At 35.5% G+C, this 20341-nt stretch carries 18 protein-coding genes; 3 read left to right on the forward strand and 15 right to left on the reverse strand.

Features of this window, described 5'->3' with window-relative positions:
* Positions 1-78: 78 nt before the first annotated feature.
* From abc-f to A5N88_RS23265, 10 genes are all read right to left on the reverse strand, one after another.
* A complete protein-coding gene (gene abc-f / locus A5N88_RS23230; protein WP_232317656.1) occupies positions 79-1944 on the reverse strand; it encodes a ribosomal protection-like ABC-F family protein in 1866 nt (621 codons plus the stop codon).
* A 103-nt stretch (positions 1945-2047) separates the two neighbouring features.
* Positions 2048-2182, reverse strand: a complete 135-nt coding sequence (locus tag A5N88_RS26250) for an RAxF-45 family protein (protein ID WP_260525581.1) — start codon at positions 2180-2182, stop codon at positions 2048-2050.
* Positions 2183-2416: 234 nt separating this feature from the next.
* Positions 2417-3619: a macrolide family glycosyltransferase gene (locus A5N88_RS23235; protein WP_066271292.1), complete on the reverse strand. Its 1203-nt coding sequence runs from the start codon at positions 3617-3619 to the stop codon at positions 2417-2419.
* Between the two features lie 660 nt (positions 3620-4279).
* Positions 4280-4840: a hypothetical protein gene (locus A5N88_RS23240; protein WP_066271294.1), complete on the reverse strand. Its 561-nt coding sequence runs from the start codon at positions 4838-4840 to the stop codon at positions 4280-4282.
* Positions 4841-5217: 377 nt separating this feature from the next.
* A complete protein-coding gene (locus A5N88_RS23245; protein WP_083953360.1) occupies positions 5218-6078 on the reverse strand; it encodes a GNAT family N-acetyltransferase in 861 nt (286 codons plus the stop codon).
* Positions 6079-7046: 968 nt separating this feature from the next.
* Entirely contained in the window at positions 7047-8375 is a 1329-nt protein-coding gene (locus A5N88_RS23250; protein WP_066271296.1) for a GntT/GntP/DsdX family permease, read from the reverse strand.
* Positions 8376-8797: 422 nt separating this feature from the next.
* A complete protein-coding gene (locus A5N88_RS23255; protein ID WP_066271297.1) occupies positions 8798-9076 on the reverse strand; it encodes an HU family DNA-binding protein in 279 nt (92 codons plus the stop codon).
* Positions 9077-9268: 192 nt separating this feature from the next.
* Complete coding sequence (locus A5N88_RS25345) at positions 9269-9409, reverse strand: hypothetical protein (protein ID WP_157090828.1); 141 nt, start codon at positions 9407-9409, stop codon at positions 9269-9271.
* 154 nt (positions 9410-9563) lie between these two features.
* Positions 9564-10751, reverse strand: a complete 1188-nt coding sequence (locus A5N88_RS23260) for a glycosyl hydrolase family 18 protein (protein WP_066271299.1) — start codon at positions 10749-10751, stop codon at positions 9564-9566.
* Between the two features lie 345 nt (positions 10752-11096).
* A complete protein-coding gene (locus tag A5N88_RS23265; protein WP_066271301.1) occupies positions 11097-12293 on the reverse strand; it encodes an N-acetylmuramoyl-L-alanine amidase family protein in 1197 nt (398 codons plus the stop codon).
* A 414-nt stretch (positions 12294-12707) separates the two neighbouring features.
* Between A5N88_RS23265 and A5N88_RS23270 the strand changes: the two genes are divergently transcribed.
* Positions 12708-13313, forward strand: coding sequence for a L,D-transpeptidase (locus A5N88_RS23270; RefSeq protein ID WP_157090839.1), 606 nt, complete (start codon positions 12708-12710; stop codon positions 13311-13313).
* A gap of 244 nt (positions 13314-13557) precedes the next feature.
* Here the strand turns inward: A5N88_RS23270 and A5N88_RS23275 are convergent, their stop codons facing one another.
* Positions 13558-13989 carry a hypothetical protein gene (locus A5N88_RS23275; protein ID WP_066271305.1) on the reverse strand — a complete coding sequence of 144 codons (432 nt, stop codon included), beginning with the start codon at positions 13987-13989 and terminating at the stop codon, positions 13558-13560.
* Between the two features lie 39 nt (positions 13990-14028).
* Positions 14029-14886: a ferric reductase-like transmembrane domain-containing protein gene (locus tag A5N88_RS23280; RefSeq protein ID WP_066271306.1), complete on the reverse strand. Its 858-nt coding sequence runs from the start codon at positions 14884-14886 to the stop codon at positions 14029-14031.
* A 395-nt stretch (positions 14887-15281) separates the two neighbouring features.
* Here A5N88_RS23280 and A5N88_RS26020 point away from each other — a divergent pair, with 395 nt between their 5' ends.
* Positions 15282-15593, forward strand: a complete 312-nt coding sequence (locus tag A5N88_RS26020) for a hypothetical protein (protein ID WP_232317657.1) — start codon at positions 15282-15284, stop codon at positions 15591-15593.
* A 324-nt stretch (positions 15594-15917) separates the two neighbouring features.
* Here A5N88_RS26020 and A5N88_RS23290 read toward each other — a convergent pair whose 3' ends face one another.
* The 3 genes from A5N88_RS23290 to A5N88_RS23300 form a co-directional block, all read right to left on the reverse strand.
* Complete coding sequence (locus A5N88_RS23290) at positions 15918-16385, reverse strand: hypothetical protein (protein ID WP_066271307.1); 468 nt, start codon at positions 16383-16385, stop codon at positions 15918-15920.
* 2 nt (positions 16386-16387) lie between these two features.
* The gene (locus A5N88_RS23295) at positions 16388-16690 is read right to left on the reverse strand and encodes a hypothetical protein (RefSeq protein WP_157090829.1); all 303 of its coding nucleotides are present in this window, start codon (positions 16688-16690) and stop codon (positions 16388-16390) included.
* A 397-nt stretch (positions 16691-17087) separates the two neighbouring features.
* Positions 17088-17942: a sensor histidine kinase gene (locus tag A5N88_RS23300; RefSeq protein WP_066271313.1), complete on the reverse strand. Its 855-nt coding sequence runs from the start codon at positions 17940-17942 to the stop codon at positions 17088-17090.
* Between the two features lie 703 nt (positions 17943-18645).
* Here A5N88_RS23300 and A5N88_RS23305 point away from each other — a divergent pair.
* Positions 18646-20037, forward strand: coding sequence for a PepSY-associated TM helix domain-containing protein (locus A5N88_RS23305; RefSeq protein WP_066271316.1), 1392 nt, complete (start codon positions 18646-18648; stop codon positions 20035-20037).
* The last annotated feature ends 304 nt before the right edge of the window (positions 20038-20341 follow it).

The raw sequence follows: 20341 nt of genomic DNA on the forward strand, positions 1-20341 counted from the left end.
CTTTACTAATATCGTTTTATTCTCGTAAAGTTTGGATATACTCACAAACTAATACGACAATTTGTTCTAACTCTTATCTCACATTTCACTATCTTCCTGATATTGTAGCCATTCTTCATAACAGTTTTCTAAATCTGATTGTAAGTGCTGTTGTTCCTGTAAAAGCATTTCATACTTCGACCAATGTGTTTCCTCATCAATTTGTGTTTGAATACATATAAGCTTATTTTCAAGCGAGGCAATCTCTTTTTCAAAATCTCTCGATTCAACTCTCGAACATACTTTTTGTATAGGCTTTTGTTTTACGCTAGGTGCTATCTCTGTAATAGACGTTTTTCTCCTCGTTAACGCCCAATCGTAGTTCCCTTCATACAGTTGAACTTGTTGTTGTTCTATCCAGGCAATTTTCGAAAATAATTTATTTAAAAAGTATCGATCATGCGAAATTGCAATAATGGTCCCTTCAAATTGCTGAAGCGTTTCTTCTAATACTTCCTTCGAATCAATGTCCAGATGGTTTGTTGGTTCATCTAGTAGTAATACATTTACTTCTTCGTGCATCAATTGCGCTAAGCGAAGGCGCATTTTTTCACCACCACTTAAATCACTTACCTTTTTAAATACGTCATAACCATAGAATAAAAAGTTTGCTAAAATGTTTCGTGCTTCTCCTTCTGACATAGACACACTTTCACGAAATGCGTCCACTACTCGAATCCTCGAATTGTCATACGTAAATTTTTGCGATATATAGCCTACTTTCACATTACTGCCAAGACGACAAACTCCCTCGTCTGGCTGGATTTTACCCATCATTATTTCCATTAAAGTTGATTTACCTGTACCATTCGCACCTACAATCGCTAGGCGATCTTGCCAGCGTATCGTCAGTGAAACATGCTTTAGTAATGGTTGATTGAATCGCTTTGACATATTATCTAATACAACGACTTCTTTGCCACTTCGTGTAGCTGTATCAAATGCTAAGCTCATTTTTTTTGAAACGATAGGTTTTCGAACTAATTCTATACGTGCTAGTGCTTTTTCCATATTTTTAGCTCGGCGATGAAGACTGTCACTTGGCGGATTTGCTTCATTTGCCCATTGTTTTAGTCGCTTAATTGCTTCCTTCATCTTTTTAATTTTCTTTTGTTGTTCTTCGTATTGCTGGAACTCTAGTAATAGGCGTGCTTCTTTTTCTGAAACGTAATCATCATAGTTACCGACGTACTGTGTTAATTCTTCGTCTTCTAACTCGATAATCCGATTTGCTACAACATTTAAAAAGTGGCGATCATGCGATACAATCAACGCTGCGCCAGAAAATGATTCGATGTATTCCTCAAGCCACTCAATTGCGTGCATGTCTAAGTGATTCGTTGGTTCATCTAATAAAAGGACATCAGGTTCCCTGAGCAATATTTGGCCAAGCATTAGTTTTGTTTGCTCTCCTCCACTTAAATCGGTAAACAATGTATGCACAAATCCATTTAAGTTTAGTCCTTGAATGACTTTTTGTACTTTGGCATCTATTTCATAGCCACCTAGTTGCATAAAATGTTCTTGTAGTTCCCCATACCTCTGTAATGCTTCTTCCAGCTTTTCGCCTTTCGCTTCCGTTAGCTGTTGTTCGTATAATTTCAGTTCTTGTTGGATGGATAAGACTTGATTGAAAGCTTCATATAAAACATCGATACCTGTATAGGTGGCTGGGTACATTGGTATTTGATGCAGGTGCCCGATGGAGATGCCTTTTTTCTTTACGATTCTTCCTAGATCGACTGTTTCTTTTTCTGATAATAATTGAAGAAGTGTCGTTTTCCCGCAACCATTCCGGCCTATGAGTCCAACGATTTCTCCTTGCTGTAATTCCATTGTTAATTGTTCAAAGATAATATTACCTCCGATCATCTTCTTAATTGATTCTGTCTTTATATACATCATGCTTTCCTCCAAAATAATCAGCTGAAAGTCATTTTTTGCACAAAAAAAGACTGCTCGATTAACAAGCAGTCTTTTCCAAAACTATGTGAAAAAGAATGGTTAATCAGCTGTGATTTGTTTGATTTTGACTAAATATGGACAGACCTGTCCCGTTGAATGCAAAATCATGAACAATTGCACGTGTAAAATTTAGGAAATCCAATGTTTTTTCACGTACATTCACAGCTACTAAATTCATTCTTTTTCACCTCCGTTCAATCATAATAATTTCATCATATCACAACTTATATTATTTTGAAAATTCAAATTAACCTAAATGTTTATAATTCGATTAATTTTGAGTATTTTTTTATGTATTGTTATATAGAACTCACCCGGTACTTTAAGTACAATTGCACCATCTAGAAAATGATAAAAGTTTTTTGTAAGCTAAAACAGGAATGCCGCAAGCACGAAGAAGTAATTCTTATATTTATACAGTATAACCATGTTTAAATGTAAAAATTTCCTTAACAGCTTGGCGATATCCACAGGAATGTTGAATCGATTCCTTAATAGCTGAAACAGCTTTTTGGAATGATAGATCGCTTAGCACATGATCTGCGGCTTCACACAGCTGATTGGCAGTCAAGTCTTCCATTTTTAGCTGAATACCTGCACCAATACTGGTAACTTGCCTGGCTACAATCGGCTGATCAGCACTTTGAGGGATGACAATTAGCGGTACACCGTAATAGAGACCCTCATTGGTACTATTCATTCCGCCATGGGTAATAAATAATTTAGTATATTTTAGTACTTCGGTTTGTGGAACATATTGCTTAACAATGAAGTTTTGAGGAATCTCTCCTAAATCAATGGGTGAGGTTTGCTTCCCAATCGATATAACTACCGTGTAATCGCTATTTTTAAATGCTTTAAAACAAAGTTTATAAAAATCAATGGCTTGATTAAATACAGTACCAAGTGAAATATAAATCGTTCTTTTTCCTTTTATTTCTGTAAGGTCAACGTTGTGTTGGATGAATCGTGAGGCTATAGAAGGACCAATGAATTTGTAGCTTTGATTAAATATCTCTCCAAAAGGTTGAAATTCCTTGGTTGTATACACGATTGTAAGAGGTGCAGGATTACAAAAAACCTCGTAAGGAGAGTGAATCTCGACATTATATTTTTCTTTGACCATAGTGATCAATCTTTTATATTCATCGTTTATTTCTTTAACGAACTCTAAAGGAATGTTTTGAGAAACCCGATCCAGCATTTTGTTAAATGCTTCTTCTGTCTGTGCAAAAGATGTACAAGAATTGATTGCCGGCAGGTTAAGGATTTGGGCAAGTAAATTTCCACAACCAAACATGGAATCATGGATGATATATTCAAAATGTTCTCCATCTATCTGTTCCAGCACGCTAGGTATGACAATATCAGCCGTAAGTAAAAGACCGTTAACTCTTTCTAGTAAATAATTTCTCCCACCTGAGATAAAGGCTTTTATAAATTTTTCACCGTCCACTGTTCGTACAATAGCGCCAGTCTTCTCGATGCACTCTCGAAAACTTTCAGTCGTAAAGTACACGACCTCTTCGCCGCGTGCAATAAGCTCTTGCACAACGCCAATCGTTGGATTGATATGTCCTTCTGAACCAGCATTAATAAATAGAACACGTGACATTTCTACCCCTCCTAGGGCTTTTCTTAATTGCATAAATTAAATATACGAATAAAATTTATGTAATGACTATGCTTCCCTCAATAGTCAATGGTTATATTTTATAATAAGAAGTTAATGGGTTGAAAAAATTCAACTTAAAGCCCTGTCTATTAAAAGTAGACATTTTTTCATTAAGCAGCTTTCTGAGATGTATCCCTTTTTTACGATACAATGCCATTTAATTTTGCCATAGTATTTTATGGTGATCTTTCTACAATTCTTATTGTGCAGTAAGTATGAGCCATGCAGGCTCTTTTTCCTCGTATCCTATTTGAAAAAGTGCTTGATAGCTTCCATTTTTATTTTATGATTACAGTCATCACAACAAAAAATCCCTTTTTGATTTTTCTTATATTGGTTATATTTTCTAGATCCTTGATAGACCCGAAATATTTTTTACAACAAATACATGTAATTTCATAAAATATCAATCCTATCACACTCCCCAGATGATACTTTACTTAAAAATTTAATGGATGTTTGGGTCTTGTACTGGGAAAAGTGAAACGGAAAAAATTGATATTGTAGATTTCATCATAATCCACCTGCATTTTCCCAATAAAAATTCAATTCTCTAATAGATTTACAGTCCATATACTAACTAATACAAACATTTATCAATTACGTTTTATGAGCAACCTTTATTCCTAATTTCATTTCTTGCAATTTATTATCCAATTGTGGCTCTATTACTTTAAAATAGTTATCATATCTAAGATTCATACTATTTCCATCTGTAAACACAAACTTGTATTCAGAAAATCCTTCCCTTTTATATCCATTTAACATAATAGATTTAACTTTATTCCAAGGATAAGTGTAATCTTTTAATGAGAAAAGTGGGCTATACGATATGAAATCTTCTGTGAGGGATTCATGAGATTGCGAATCTACAAAAAAGCAACCTACAGCTAACGAAGCAGAAATTAAACTTAAAATAATTGAGATTTTCTTAATGTCTAATAGAAACAGGAGCATAGTCGAAACAAATAATAAAAGAAACTCTACGGCGTAAACCACAAAATTCATTCTTGGAGTGAAAACATACCAAAGGTTTTTGGTAAAATGAACGGTATTTGAGACGCTTTGAGGAACAAATACCAGTAATATAGGTGAAAAAATAAGAATACATATACCAATTGCCATAAATAAATGCCTTGTCTCATAGTTTTTCTCTCCCATCCGATTTTCTCACCTCACAATTTAATTGATCTTCAGCTCTTGCACCCTATCGTTTAAGTACATTTGTTCACAAACTTTATATTATAAAAAAAACTGCCAAAAAGGCAGTCACTACTTTTTATTTGTGATATCCAGACCGATTTATTCCTTTTCCAAATCAGCAAGTGTCCGAAAAGCAAATCCTCCGAACAAATTACCTAGAGATTTGAAGTACCGATGAAGAAATGAAGGCATTGATACCAATGCTTTAATAAAATCCAATCCTATAAATGTATTTTTCTGGAATCTGACTCATTACAGAAAGACACCTTATTATTAAAGAAAAACGCCAGATAATTGAAGATCCGCTTTAAATATGAATAGTTATTGAAACAAAATCATTCGTCTTTATCAAAATCAAGATGAACAGAATCTGCAATCCTTTCATAGCCAATTTCCCTATAAATCTTATTCGATGTAGGATTCATCATATCTGTGTATAGTACGCAAAAGTCGAAGTCTTTGAGTAGTTCTCTTGAAACCGCCGTAACAAGCGTCCGAGCATATCCCTTTTTACGCTCTTCCTTTGGTGTGAAAACCAAACTAACGGTTACACCGTTCTTTGTCGGGCGTGACTTCTTCATCATAGATACTATCTTTCCTTTATCCTCCCAAAGAAAAACCTCTCGTTCCTTTAAAAACATTGCAACACGTTTTTTTACGTGTTCGATTGACGAAATCGGCATTCCAGTATCACTTTCAAATAAGTTGAACCACTTCTCGATAAGTGAAGAATCACTTTCTTCTGCATAGCGCCAAGTACCAGGACTGTGTTCAAGCGTTTCATTTACATTATTTAATCGATACAATCCCTGTTCCATAAGTAGTTGATGAGTTCTACCAGTTTTTATTTCCCATTTCTTAGCGACTTTGTATGCCCACGGTTTCAAACTGATGATTGAACGAAAGTTAATTTCAAGTTCGATCATTTTTTTTATAAATAAATCCATTATTTCTTCTAAACGGATTTCATCGACAAAAATGAGATTTAACGGATGCGGGGGTGTCATTTGGAAAAGAGCTAATACTCTTCCATCCTCCTCAATTGTCGCCATAAATGGATTCTCATAATTGCCAGCTTTAATTGCCTGCAGTACACCCCAAAAAAGACTGAATACATCTTCCTTTTCCGATAAAATCGGCTCTATCTTTTTCTCAAAGTCATGAGCATTATCATAAACTTTAAATTTCATTTTCATTATTTATCCCTCCCTAAAATTGGATAAATAACTATTTCTATAAGTAACTTTATTTTACCTTTATCCTAAACAATATGGACCAATTACTGAACAAAGATTAATCTGGACTCTTTCACCAAACTGCTCCGTTAGCACAAGAAGAAAGCCGCCAAAAATGGCAGCTGCATCTTAAACTCTTGCACCTGTTCGTAATATAAGGTTAGCCAGATTTTTCTGGTTGACCTTTTTGCTTATGGTCTTATTATTACGGTAGTCGGGGTAGAACGTCGCACCCGTGGGACTCGATTCCGTCAGCTAAACTGTTCACCCCCTACTTGTTTAAACATGTTTCAGGCTGGTTGGGACCATGATCCCGTTTAACAAGCGAACCTATGACATTACAAGGAGCTTTAGGGGTTACCGACTAATATGTTCAAGCACCCCTTTCAGCATTTCTGTGATATTTTCCAACTTTCTTCCTCCATTTGTATTTCATTTTATTCAGTACTCTGTAACATGGGTGTTTTGTGTTACAGATATTTAGTATCACTGACTACTAGTATATAGTATTACAGAATAGATTCACTTGTCAATAAAACTTCTCGTCAAAAAAGCCCTTTTTTACGGGCTACATAGGTATTTTAATCAAATTCGGCAGATCACACTTTAGTCTGAAGCAACAGATGGTAATTGTAGTTAAACTAATCATGCATTAGAAATAACATCTTGATGATAAAATACCAAATCGTTATAAACAAAATGATGAGGATACTGTGTTCAGGCGAATACCCTCCAATATAAAGATAAAACCCTCGTCAACTCTTACTTGAGTCAACGAGGGTTAAAATGCCGATATAAGAGTTATGATTAAATACTTCACTAAATGGAGCTAAGGTGGAAGAGGTTGAGGCTCAATCCTCCTACTCGATTAGTGTACTGTTTTGTACTAGAAAGCTATAACCTTTACAGTTAGCTCGCACAGAGTTGTATTATACAAATGCATTTAAAACTAATACAATCGCGAATGCTACAACCGATAAGATGGATTCTAATACGGTCCATGTCTTAAATGTTTCTTTTAAGGAAAGGCCAAGGTATTCTTTGACCATCCAGAAGCCTGCGTCATTAACATGTGAGGCAAAAAGTGAGCCTGCCCCAGTTGCAATAACCAGCAATTCAAGATTCACGCCTGTCATATGGGCCACAATCGGTGCCACAATGCCTGCAGCTGTTGTTAAGGCAACGGTTGCAGAACCTGTCGCAACACGAATCAGGACAGCAATGACATAAGCTAGAATAAGTGGTGATAATGAGAAATGGTGAGCCATTCCGCCTATAACATTTGCTACGCCACTATCAATCAGGATTTGTTTAAATCCGCCGCCAGCTCCGATGATGATGATAATCGAACCAACAGGCAGGATACTTTCATCCGTGAATTTCTTAATCGCATCGCGATTCATACCCTGACGGAGTCCAAGCAGAATATAAGCAATGAATACAGAGATTAATAATGCAACCAGCGGACTTCCTATGAATGCTAGTACATTCTGAGCACTGACATTCGAGGTTAAGTATTTTGCAAACGTTCCTAACAATAAAAGGACAACTGGCAGTAAAACAATAAAGAAAGATAGGCCGACACCTGGCAGTGACTTAGGGTCTTTTTCTTCCACTTCAATAAATTTTGGTGCATTTTGAGGAACCACTCGTTTAGAAATTAATTTTGCAAACAGCGGTCCTGCAATAAGTCCGGATGGAATAGCGACAATTAACCCATAGAGAAGTACTTTTCCCATGTTTGCTTTATAGATACTGATAGCCGCAATCGCACCAGGATGCGGAGGAATAATGCCGTGCACAATTGATAAGCCGGCAATCGCTGGTAATGCAATTAACAAAAGATTTTTATTTGATGCTTTGTGAATAGAAATAACAAGAGGCAGCAAGATCAAGATACCAACCTCAAAAAATACCGGTATTCCAATAATAAAACCTGCAAAGAACATTGCCCATGGCAGCATTTTTTCTCCAGAGATTCTGACAAAGAACCTCGCAATGGACAGGCCTCCGCCAGATTCTGCGAGCATTTTACCTAAAATGGTACCCAAAGCCAAGATACCCACTAAGTGGCCAAGAGCCCCACCAACGCCCGTTTCGTATCCGGTTACAATTTTGTCCCAGGACATTCCGGAAAATATAGCAAGGAACAAGCTAGCGACGGTTAAACTGATAAATGCATGCCATTTAAACAATGACACGCCTAATATAACAATTATGATTGCTATTAGCGTAATAATTAAAAGATACGCGTCCATTAAAAATCCTCCTAAACACTCTACTAAGTTACAATTATATTTGAAAGCATTTTCATTGTACGAAAAAATAATTCATATTTCAAGTATAAAGTATTAAAATTTTTTTCATTTGCGTTTTAAGGTGATATTTTATCAATTTGGTTGGCTGAGTAGATCAAACAAAAAACTGAAAAAAAGCACTGGCATAAAGCCAATGTTTTTGTACATTCGATTTAGATTTTTACGCCTCTTTCTGCTAAAAGAGATTTATTTCCTCCATTGGGTAGGAAGCTTGAGTACCTCGTTTTTGTTACACTTTACGAGGCAAATGCAAGGGGAGTCTTAAAAAATGGAGGACATCTCATTCATAACCACCAAGGAAACCTGGTTGGGATTCAAAAAATAAGGGGGCACCTTTTTATTAAAGGCCCCCCCTTTTGAAATCAAGACTGTTTTACAAGATCTTTCAATGCTTTACCCGGAGAAAAAGCAGGCACTTTAGATGCTGCAATTTCAATTTCTTCACCAGTTTGCGGATTGCGTCCTTTTCTTGCTGAACGCTCACGTACTTCGAAATTTCCGAATCCGAGGACTTGGATCTTATCACCTTTTGACAATGATTCAGAAATGGTATGGAGTAACGCGTCAACCGCTTTAGCTGCATCTTTCTTAGATAACTCGCTTTTTTCTGCTACCTGATTCACTAAGTCTGTTTTATTCATGTATGTACAACTCCTTTTCAATGGGAATCAATGATTCCTGTTCTATTTCTAACATATTGTTCGTCTGTTTACAATTATTTTGGCTCTGAAGGGGCCCTCGACTGGTTTTTTTCTTGATTTTTTAAAAAATAAAGAGCCCCGTCTTGTGACGAAGCTCTAATCGTAATAGCTGTTTCCTCATGTATATAATGATTATTTGCTTTGAACTATTTGGCGGTCCATAAGGCGCTTTTCGATTTTCTGATCAATTTGTTTCAATTCTTCTTCTGTTAACTCTCTTTTGTTCTGTTCCACTAATTTTCGATAAGTGGCAAATCGATTTTGTTTTTTCATATGATTAAATTTCCCTTTCTATCTATAACCGATACATTTCATTTATTAATATAGTAATATCTCAATGCACTTATCTACTATATACTATATCTTATTCGTTTTAAATGATTACTTTGGAATGAAATATTTATTCTGATATAAAAGGCCTAGAGAATTAGGAAGAAGAAACTGTTTTTTGCTTTGGACTCATTGTGATGCTTTTGAACTGATCTATGCTATTCCAATAGGCAGATGTCATGAAATCCAGGTTCCATACTGCTGCGCCGGCCAAATGGTAGGTTGAGCAAAGCTTTAAATAAAGATCATACGATTTTTGACTTGGTAGCCACACTTGATAGTGAATATTATTTACATCATATGATGTATAGTATTCCCCTAGGGTGCTATCCCAATTTAAGGAATGATGGTTTTCATTCATTAATTTTTCTACATATCCAACAGCAAAGGCTGGATTATTAACAATATAACCTTTCGCGTTACTTTCCCAAAGCCGTGTATATGATGGAAGGCCTAAAATGATTTTATCGGAAGGAATGCCTGTCTGAATGAGTTCCTTTATATTTTCATCTAACCAATTAAGGGACGTGACAGGGCCGGCAATCGGATCTGTTGACCAATGCTCGTCATACCCCATAAAAACCAGGTAATCACAGGTTTTCGCTAGATCAGCATGATCAAAGGGAGACAGTTGATTTTCCCCTTCCTTTTGATCTGGCGGGATATCCACGGATAGGATGAGATGAGATTTATGCAATACAGCTGAAAGATTTTCAATAAACTGTGAAAACAGATCGCGGTCCCTTACATCTACATTCTCCATATCGATATTCACCCCTTCCCACTGCTGTTGGATAGCCGCTTGGTACAAGGACTGAATAACTTGTTGCTGCTGGGCGGGATTAGATAAAAATACATGGTTGGCAGCCTTTGTATCTAACTCCATTGTAATACGCGGCCAGTTTTTCTTCCCCTGTGTTTCTATCATCGTGCTGAAATTCTGCTGGGGGTCCAGCTTTAAATGACCGTTTGAATCAATTACAGCAAAATCAGGCGAGACGACATCTAAATTCTCATAGTCATTCAATTGCTCTATGCTTGACGCTGTTCCGGATAACCAGCCAAGCGTTATTAGTGGTTTTGGTACACTCTTCTGATTTAGATTGTGCTGATGTGTTGGTATGGATGAAAAATTTTCCATCGTGGACTTTGAGCTGAAATAATTCACAATGACGCTCGGGATCATCATGACAACAAGGGGAAGCACAATCACAAAAATCCAAAAATATCTTCTTAAACGTTGTATAACAGGATTTTGAGTATAACGGTTTGAGTACTCACTCATAAATGCCTCCCTTGTTTCAAGAAATTAAACGGACAATAAAACAGTCTCTTTATTATATAAAGTGAATCATAACCTTTTAGGACAATTTGCTTCCCAAAACTAGTAAGTCTGTTTACACTATTTTATTCGGAATAATTTCGATTTATGTCCTACTCTATTAAAGGAAATCAATACGGATGGGCAACAAAAGAGACTATTTTCATTACTATTAGAATTATATGAAGCAACAGAAAAATAATGTGAAAATACATAGATAATGCAGCTATTTATGGAGAATGGTGAGATTCACGCACAAAAAAACCCCTACATTGTGTAAGGGTTCCTCCTCTTTCTTGTCTTGTAATATTACTTATTTTTTTGATTAAAAAAATCGAGCAGCCCCAAGTAGACTCCTTGCGCAACTTTTTCGCGGTAAGCGTCACTTTCAACTGTGGAATCTTCTTGTTTGTTGGATAGAAATCCAAGTTCAATGAGTGTGCTTGGCTGTGAATTGTTTCGTAAAACGCTCAAGTTATCGAAATTTGTGCCGATTTTTTGTAAATGCGTTGTTTTAACGACCTCATTTAATATATCTGAGGCCAAACTTAAACTATTTCTTTTTTGATAGTAAAAATTGGTTATACCGTTTATGGATGAATCATTTGACCAGTTGTAATGAAAACTAATAAAAGCATCCGCATGGGTTTGGTTTGAAAGATCCGAACGTTGTTGCAATGGAATATATGTATCGCTCGTCCGTGTCATTAAGACGTTAGCACCAGCACTTTCAAGCTTTTGTTTAACAAGTTCGGCTGTCGGTAGGGTTAATGATTTTTCATGTGTTCCTACAATGCTGGTTGTTCCGTCATCTTTTCCGCCATGTCCAGGATCCAGCACAATGGTTTTTCCTAGGAGTGGCTGGCTCTGTGTTGGTGCAGGATTGGATTCAAGGGATGATGGTGTTGACTGTAACAGAGTTTTATTTTCAAAGGAAGCTCCAAAAGCGGATGTTTTTTCAGTGTCTGCTTTTTGTGGTTTGTGATGAGAAGGAACAACTGTTTCATTTTTTCCTTCTATTTTTATGTAATACTCGTATACCCACCCCTGAACTCCAGAGGAAGATTGGATCATTGCCCATCCGCCTTGTTCCTCGGAAACGATGATTCTTGTTCCAAAATGCAGCCTGCCAACAACGGGGCTAGATAATCCCGGATTTTTTCGAACTTTTAACACAACGGCCTCAACCTTTGCGGAAACTCCTTCAGTGGGAGTAAGGTATGCAGTGTTTACCCATCCCATTTGGTTGTTTGGTAGTTTAATTTGATCCCATCTATTCTTTGTTTGAATGATTTCTAGTTTGTCGCCCTGATGGACCATTCCAATAATCTTACTCTTGTTATCTGCAGCTTTTCTCACATTGAGATCAAACGCTGTTACCTTTACCTGAAAAGAAGCATGCGCATCGACAGTGTTCTGAAAAAGAATGATGGCAATAGGGAGCACAAGCATGCTTATAACGGATAGTACGATAAAAGATATTCTCTTACTGTGGTTTTGTATCATTTTACTAACCTCCATACCTTTTTAAACTTAAAACTAGTATGGGCAGATTTCTATTAAAATATAATCTTTAATTTAAAAAATGTTGGTTGTTAGTAAAGAAAGCCCCATTTAACAATCAGATAGAAAAGTTTCAAAAAACAGTTGTTTAGTCTCATGGAAAATGGCTTATCTTCATCATGCTCTTTTCAAACGGCCAGAATCCCTTTTTGCTCTCTATCCTTTTAAACCCCCTGGCAGTAAAGGACTTTTCACGGTTAATTTCCACTTAGCAAACAGACTCTATCGTTTGACGGGAATAAGATCGTTTAGTAAAATAAATCGTATTGGTTTCGCTTTAATCAAAACGAAATGATAACAAATAGAGGGTGTTCCCTCTGGAAAATAGGATAAAACAGGAGAATTAAAATGAAGAATATGAAAGGATTTGCAGCTGCTCTTTTTATTTTAACAGCAGGTTTGTCAGGGTGCAGCCTGGAGCAACATAAAGCAGAGGCAAAACAGATTGAAACAAAATCGTCCACCGTTACAGCCAAAAAAACATCAAACAATCCATCAAACTCAGTGAAGGCTGCTCCTCCTAATTGGAACAAACCTTCAGGAGGGCCATATCCAACACTGACAGCCAATGAACCTATATGGATTGATGTCTCGATCAAGAAGCAAAGAGTGTATATTATGGATAACCAAAAGGTCATTTATACGATGGTAACTTCTAGCGGTATAGACACTACGCCGGATACGACAACCCCGACAGGTACATACCATATTCAGGCTGAAAGAGGAACCTGGTTCTATTCACCTAAGTATAAAGAAGGGGCAGAGTATTGGGTTTCATGGAAAAATCATGGTGAATTTTTATTCCACAGCGTGCCAATGACCCAAGATAAAAAAGTGATACCGAAGGATGCTGAGAAATTAGGACAAAAAGATTCTCATGGCTGCTTCCATCTTACTATTCCGGATGCAAAATGGATTTATGATAATATCCCGTATGGTACAAAAGTGGTTGTCCACAATTAAGCGATGGTTCTGTTAATCGTAAAACCAAGCTTGCAAAGATTTACCTGAATGTAAAAGTATGTGTACGGTAAATCGAATGGAATAAGGGATAAAAAGATTTAAATGTTGAGCAAAAAAAGGGAACGAGTCGTTCCCTTTTTTTGTATTTATTTATAAGTTTCTTTCAAAGCAATACTTTCAATTTTAAATGATTCCTATTATTTACAATTGTTTTCAATAAAAATCTTACTTAAAATTTCTTGATTTATAAAATCTCAGGATTCGTCATAACTAAAATAGCTAAAAGAACAGATACCATTGTTATCCAACTGTAAACTTGTAATCTTTTATGGTAGCCATCCGTTTTGTTTTTAGCCTGCTTTGCTGCTCTTAGCACCTTTAATTTACTATGCATCATACCAAGAGAAGCTCCAATAATAGGTAATAAAACACCTGTTATGCTCATCCATAATGATGAAGGGATTCTCCCAAATTCACTAATCATTCCACCCCCAGTCAACAGCAACCCAACTAGTGCAACTTCTCCTACTTTAACAAATCCTAACAAAACACCTGATAATTCCTTTTGCTCTAAGGATGATAAAGTATTAAGCCGCTTGATAATAAATGGGACAATAATAAAAACTCCTAACAATAAAGCACTTAATATATGTAAAAATATAAGTATGTGATGCATAATCTGCCTTCTGAAAGATCATTAAATTTTCAATTTGTATTAAACGACAGGAATAAATCCCGAATGTCCAGTTAGGACAATAATAATTATTAACATTATTACAATTCCGCTTAAAACGGCCAATCCATAGCGTATAGCCTTTGTACTTGCTTGAGAGCTATTGGGTGCCTTCTTACCAGTACGTGAAGGCTTTAATAAGAGCCTCCTTATGAGAAGTAATAGTAATGGGATTTGGATAATCCAAATAAATGGACGCACCCAAGAGTAGTATGAAGTGTCGAGGCCAAGTATTAAAGTGTGCCATACAGACAAGATATAAATAAATAAAGTAAACCTATGAGCAAACATCCATGTGCGAGTTCCCAGTCTTTCGCGCAAGTAATAGGTAGGACCAAGCAGAATAGCCAGATAAAGTGCAAAAATCCCAAGGTTGTAACCTAATGTAGCTTCTTTCCAACTTGTCTGCCAAGGAATGAAAACCGTAATAAAGTTGTCACCCATGGCATCGAAAGCTGTTGCAATCGCATGAATGAGCATTAAACCAATAACGAGAAGGGAAATTTGCCGGTGTATCTGATTAAACTGAGCTTTCTTAAATGGAAACCAAGAGGTATTTTTTCCCGATACCATAAGACCGAGAAGAACCCCAATATACGACCAAATAAGTGCTGCAAGACCGGATGCCTGCAAGATGGGAAATGCCCAGAAAATGTTCAACCTGCTCATGTGCATAGAAGCCATGGCTATAGCTGCCGGACTTTTATCATGTGATTGAAGAGAGTAAATCCATACGTAAAAAGGAATAAAGGTAAGCAGCCCAAGTCCCGATACCACTAAAGCTAATGTAAATGACGGGAATGGCCCTGACTTGTTTTTCACTAATTTTTTTGAACTCATGTTTTGCCCTTTCCCTTCTTAAATTATATTTTAAGACTATATCTGAATTTATTATATACATCCTATAAGTTACAGCTATGGCTCTATAGGGTGATTTTTCAGAGAAAACGTTACTATTTTTTGAACAGTACCTAAATTAACATTTTGCATACAAAAGTCCTGACTGACTATTTTGCTTTAATACTCAATAAACTCAAAGAATAGGTTAGTCATTTATAATGTTGTCTAATTAAGGCTACATGATGTATTTTTTTCTTCATGATTATTAATAGATTGGTATTTATTTTTATTAACAGAATACATATTTTATGTAGTGCAAAAGTTACTAATAGTGACTCCTGTACTATTTAGTATGGAACATATAGAAAAAACATTTTGAAAAAGGAATGAGTAGTATGATGGAATCATCAGGAGAATCATGGATTTTTGCTAGTGTCATTTTATTCATTTGTGTACTGATTGTTTTCCATATTGTGTTTACTTTGCGAAGGCAAAAAAATCAGATGCAGCAATTAATTGCACAACATAGCAGGCTTGTTCATTCACTCCCCATGTCATTGGGAATGATTTCTACGATGACGATTTGTACTAATATTGCAGCTATAATGAACTCTTATATAAGTGCCTCCTTCATCGTCGGATTAATAATTGGAATTTTGGTTAGTGGAGTCATTAGTTTTCCGTTTAAAGATAAAATCGCAGCCTAAGATGGGATAGTTGCTGGAGTCATGGGTAGTGTCATGGGTGTAATGATAGCCGATATGATACCTAAATGGGGATTATACACCGTTTCCATATTCCTAACTGTTTTATTTGCATTTACCTGGAGCATTATATACGGACATATTAAAACCTTTTCAATAAAATAATATAATCCAACAGGGACTACTTATAGAAAATTTTTAAAAAATATTATGTTCCTGCTAAACGTTTAAAATGGGTCTTTATCATCCATTCGGAATATATTCGGTCTTATCAAAAAACCAGGAAGCCCATTCGTATAAATAATGGGTTTCCTGGTTTTATTATGGTTATTGATTTAAATTAACATTTAATATTTTTGCCACGGTATGAAGATTATCACGATTTACTTTGATAAGTTGATTCATTTTCGCTTCATCTTTTGAAGAGATGGCATCTTGCAATTCATCATATTTTGCATGAATGCTTTCCGCATAAGTTGTCCCCTTCTTTGCCTTTAACGGAGGAAGGATAGCAGCATGGAATTCATCGTGAAGATTAGATGCCAGGGTAGTTGCAGCTTTATAGTCTTTATTCTTAATGTCCTGCTGGATTTTAGTGAATCCATTCAGCTCATCATTGAAAGCTTGTTTTAATGGCGGATTAACTTTGCTTGCTTGATGTTGCGTTTTATTCATATTTTTCATATCTTTCTGGCTCATTCCTGACATAGAGGAATCTTTATGGGAAGATGTACTGCAGCCCGCTAGTCCTAGCATGGAAGCAAGTCCGATTGTCGCAATTAATTTTTTGTTCATGTTCATTTCTCCTTTTTATTACGTTTTTTATTTCTTCTTTGGATATTAAACCACATGGTGATTCCAGTGATACTAAAAACAATCATACAAATGGCTCCAAGATCGGTAACCCAGATAAATGACACATTATCAACGGCACCGGAATGGAGGGAAAAAATAAACTGTTGCAATTGAAAAGCAAATGTAGAATTGTACCCGATTAATGACCGATGATTCAGGAGCAGGCCGGTAATGGCCATAACTAATACAATGATTGATCCTATTATTCCAGTAACACGATGAATTATTCTTATAGACCGAAACATAAAGGCTCCATTCCTAATTAAAAAGATAAACACAAAAGTAATGCGCCTTTCATTATAGAGAATTTTCGCTATCATACAATAACCCTAAAGGGTGATTTACAAACAAAATTAATAAGGGTTTATGGCGAATTTATTACAGTAGCATAAAAATCATGTTTTCACTAATACTTAGGATGTACAAAATCATATGAAATACAAAACAAATTCCCTTTACAGGTTGTAAAGGGAATTTGTTTTGTATCATTTATTATCTTAGCTTTTATAATTTGTAACACCTAACCGAAATGATTTTCCCAGATTTCAGAAGGAAGAAAAGACATAGGCATTTTATATTTTCCATCAAAGAATTAAGTAGAAAAGCTATATTACCTCATTGTGTAAAGGTTTAGTGAAAACTTTAACCTCCGAAATTAGAAAGAATAGCATGCTTTGCTTCCTTTTTAACTGTAACAATTGTTTCATTACTTATTCTGTTTATTGAGAACTCCCAGCCCATTTCTTTTGCCCGATTTTTAATAATTTGTAATCCGAATCCTTTTCTGGGTTGCATGTCATCATTTATAAATCCTATTCCACGATCTCTAATTTCACATACCCAACCATTTGTTGTTTCTTTGGAGATTATCCAAATCTTTTCTGTTTTGGCATGTTTTATTATGTTCATAACTGCTTCTTTAATGCATGCGAATAATTCAATTTTTTCCTTAGTTGATAAAGTAGCTTCAGTAATTCCCCAGTTTAATTCTATATGAATAGAATGGTTATTTTGAATTTCGTGTAAATAATAAGATATTTGCTTTTCCCAGCTAAAATAATCTTCATTACTTGGATGCGTTAGATTCGTGATAGATTGACGAATATCTTGGTCGACACGTTTTAATGTTTGTTTAAGGTTTTGAAAATCTTCATGTTGTAAAAGGTTTGTTTTTTTGCCCAATTTGTTAAGCTTTACAGAAAGTAAAAATAGTGATTGAGCCATTCCATCATGTAACTCTCTTGCTAAAATTTCTCTTTCAATTAGGACTGCTTTTTTTGCCTTTTCTTGCCTTAGTTCTTCCTGCAATTGCTCTAATATTGAAAATAACCTCAATAAAAAAATAAGTGTAACCGCAAAAATAATGACTGGAGAAAGAAAATTCCCGACTGTCATGGAAATATAAGGTAACAAAAATACGTGGCGAATATATTCCCAAAGTCCAATTGTTATAGTAGGGATAATTAGAATTAGCCATTTGATTTGCCGATACTTCAAAAAATCACCTATTTCTTCTTTAAATATCTTCTATTTTAACATTTGTTCAATAAATAAGTTGTATTTTCCAATAAAATCACTCCTTAGGGTCATTTGAGGAAGTACTCTCGTGTATATAATGAATGCGAGTCTTAAATAAAAAAATTGGTTTCTCTATTTTTCGATATCGGAAAACAAAGGAACAATAATAAATACGGGAGGTTGATTAGTAAGCCGATTGGTAAGAAAAAACAATGTTAGGCGAGGTGCTTTTTGATTCTCAATGATGATTTCAATCGTTGCGCTTATCAAGTTTATTCCCGTCCTTTATTCAATTCCTTTTTACCAGAAACTATATATATTAGTTTTGTTATTGTAAGAAGCTACTAAGAAGTATAGAAATTTATTTTTAATCGTTAGGAGGGTTCGTTATGGACATGGGTCTTGGACAGTATACATGGATGTTTTTGTTGGGCTTTGCAGTTGTGATGATTCTAGTTGTTGGACTTCTTATTTATTGGGCAAAAGCTTATAAAGATGAATAAAACAAACCCACTGAATAAATTAACAAAAAACCTCCCTTATGGAGTTAATGGGGGTGTTAATTCGGAATTAAACAGAAGAGTTAGTATATAGAGTGGCTATATTTTTCTTATTATAAAGATCATCTAGAGTAACTCTTTATTTTTCAAAAAAGATTTACAGCAGAAAAAAGGAGAATTGAATGAAAGCAGTAAAAAAAATAGATCACTCTACAAATAAACCCAGCAAAGGCAAAAGAACGCGGCTCTATCAATCCATATGGAGATGGCATTTTTATGCTGGCATTATTTTTGCACCTATATTAATTATTTTGGCTATTACAGGGGCCATATATTTATTTAAGCCATATTTTGACCCCTTGTTAAATACTAACCTTCATTATGTGCAAGAAGGGTCAAAAGAATTAACCCCTCCTTTACAGCTAACGGCTGTAAAGGAGCGATATCCGGATGCTGCCATTACATCCTTTACTAATATAAATGATCCACGGCGTGCGACCGAGATTGGAGTAAACCAAGGTAAAGTGGCCTACACTGTGTTTGTAAATCCCTACACAGGGAAAGTGCTTGGAGAGCTGGAAAATGATAAAGAATTGATGAACATTATTGAAAATCTGCATGGGAAATTATTGGCTGGAACAATAGGTGATAATATTGTTGAACTTTCAGCATCTTGGGCCATCATTCTACTCTTAACGGGACTTTACCTTTATTTTCCTAGGGAGAAACAAACAATACGTGAAGTTCTTCGTATTCGAACAACAAAAGGCTCCAGAATATTTTGGCGTGATCTGCATGCAAGTGTAGGGTTTTGGATGACGATTGTACTCATAATGCTAGTATTGACAGGACTTCCTTGGGCATGTTCATTTGGAAATCGATTAAACTCATTTATTCAAAAACATCATCTGACGAATGCTCCAGCTAATATGTTGAATGGCAGTATTGTGTCTAAAAAAATAAACAAAGAAATCGCCAAAACAACCTGGTCAGCAGAAAATCTTCCAGTGCCGGAATCGGTTTACAAAAATAAAGGAATGCTGCCAATTGAAAATATTATTAACCTGGCTAATAATACAAATGTTTATCCAGGCTATACAATAAATATGCCTGAAGGCGGCAAAGGGGTATATATTATATCAACTTGGGGATGGGCAGCAGGCAGTGTAAAAAATTATGTCACCATGGACATTGATCAATATAGTGGTAAAGTTTTACTTAATTACCGATGGAAAGACTATAGTTTTTTTGATAAAGCCATTGAAACAGGAATTGCATTACATGAGGGTCGATACTTCGGAGTTACAAATTTAATTATTGATCTTATAGCATGTTTTTCTCTTATCTTCATTGTAATAAGCGGAATAACTATGTGGTGGAGACGTCGACCTCAAGGAAAAATAGGAATACCAAAGGCCTCTGAAGGCCACAAGTTTTATTTAGGGGTATTATTAATTGCTGTTATAGGTGGTATTTTAATGCCGATGGTCGGTGTCTCAATCTTTGTAATAGGATTGACTGAATACTCCATACGATTATTGAAAAAGAATATGAAACGATCCGCTTTGCAATAAACGGTGGTTTCTTAGGCTGTCGAGAAAGTTTCGACGGCTTTTTTATTTTGATCCAAGATTATTACAAGTAGAAATGGTTAACTATTATTGGTTATGGAGTTTAAGCCGAACAAAATAATGGATCATTAACATTTAAAAGGAATAACTTTGTTTCTGTCTCTATCCCCTTCGTTTTATTTTCTTAAACCGTTAATTTAACTATAAAGTATTAATAGAAATAAGAGAGTGCAACTGATAAATCAGTGTGTTATTTAAGGTCATCGTTAGGAGAATGAACATGCTGACAATTTTCATTTTTTACCAC

The sequence above is a fragment of the Heyndrickxia acidicola genome (assembly GCF_001636425.1).
In the GTDB taxonomy this organism is placed as follows: Bacteria; Bacillota; Bacilli; order Bacillales; family Bacillaceae_C; genus Bacillus_AE; species Bacillus_AE acidicola.

What these genes read in the sequence shown, in the direction of transcription:
- abc-f (WP_232317656.1), bottom strand. Translation starts at nt 1,944, where the DNA reads ATGATGTATATAAAGACAGAATCAATTAAGAAGATGATCGGAGGTAAT.
- A5N88_RS26250 (WP_260525581.1), bottom strand. Translation starts at nt 2,182, where the DNA reads ATGAATTTAGTAGCTGTGAATGTACGTGAAAAAACATTGGATTTCCTA.
- A5N88_RS23235 (WP_066271292.1), bottom strand. Translation starts at nt 3,619, where the DNA reads ATGTCACGTGTTCTATTTATTAATGCTGGTTCAGAAGGACATATCAAT.
- A5N88_RS23240 (WP_066271294.1), bottom strand. Translation starts at nt 4,840, where the DNA reads ATGGGAGAGAAAAACTATGAGACAAGGCATTTATTTATGGCAATTGGT.
- A5N88_RS23245 (WP_083953360.1), bottom strand. Translation starts at nt 6,078, where the DNA reads ATGAAAATGAAATTTAAAGTTTATGATAATGCTCATGACTTTGAGAAA.
- A5N88_RS23250 (WP_066271296.1), bottom strand. Translation starts at nt 8,375, where the DNA reads ATGGACGCGTATCTTTTAATTATTACGCTAATAGCAATCATAATTGTT.
- A5N88_RS23255 (WP_066271297.1), bottom strand. Translation starts at nt 9,076, where the DNA reads ATGAATAAAACAGACTTAGTGAATCAGGTAGCAGAAAAAAGCGAGTTA.
- A5N88_RS25345 (WP_157090828.1), bottom strand. Translation starts at nt 9,409, where the DNA reads ATGAAAAAACAAAATCGATTTGCCACTTATCGAAAATTAGTGGAACAG.
- A5N88_RS23260 (WP_066271299.1), bottom strand. Translation starts at nt 10,751, where the DNA reads ATGAGTGAGTACTCAAACCGTTATACTCAAAATCCTGTTATACAACGT.
- A5N88_RS23265 (WP_066271301.1), bottom strand. Translation starts at nt 12,293, where the DNA reads ATGATACAAAACCACAGTAAGAGAATATCTTTTATCGTACTATCCGTT.
- A5N88_RS23270 (WP_157090839.1), top strand. Translation starts at nt 12,708, where the DNA reads ATGAAAGGATTTGCAGCTGCTCTTTTTATTTTAACAGCAGGTTTGTCA.
- A5N88_RS23275 (WP_066271305.1), bottom strand. Translation starts at nt 13,989, where the DNA reads ATGCATCACATACTTATATTTTTACATATATTAAGTGCTTTATTGTTA.
- A5N88_RS23280 (WP_066271306.1), bottom strand. Translation starts at nt 14,886, where the DNA reads ATGAGTTCAAAAAAATTAGTGAAAAACAAGTCAGGGCCATTCCCGTCA.
- A5N88_RS26020 (WP_232317657.1), top strand. Translation starts at nt 15,282, where the DNA reads ATGATGGAATCATCAGGAGAATCATGGATTTTTGCTAGTGTCATTTTA.
- A5N88_RS23290 (WP_066271307.1), bottom strand. Translation starts at nt 16,385, where the DNA reads ATGAACAAAAAATTAATTGCGACAATCGGACTTGCTTCCATGCTAGGA.
- A5N88_RS23295 (WP_157090829.1), bottom strand. Translation starts at nt 16,690, where the DNA reads ATGTTTCGGTCTATAAGAATAATTCATCGTGTTACTGGAATAATAGGA.
- A5N88_RS23305 (WP_066271316.1), top strand. Translation starts at nt 18,646, where the DNA reads ATGAAAGCAGTAAAAAAAATAGATCACTCTACAAATAAACCCAGCAAA.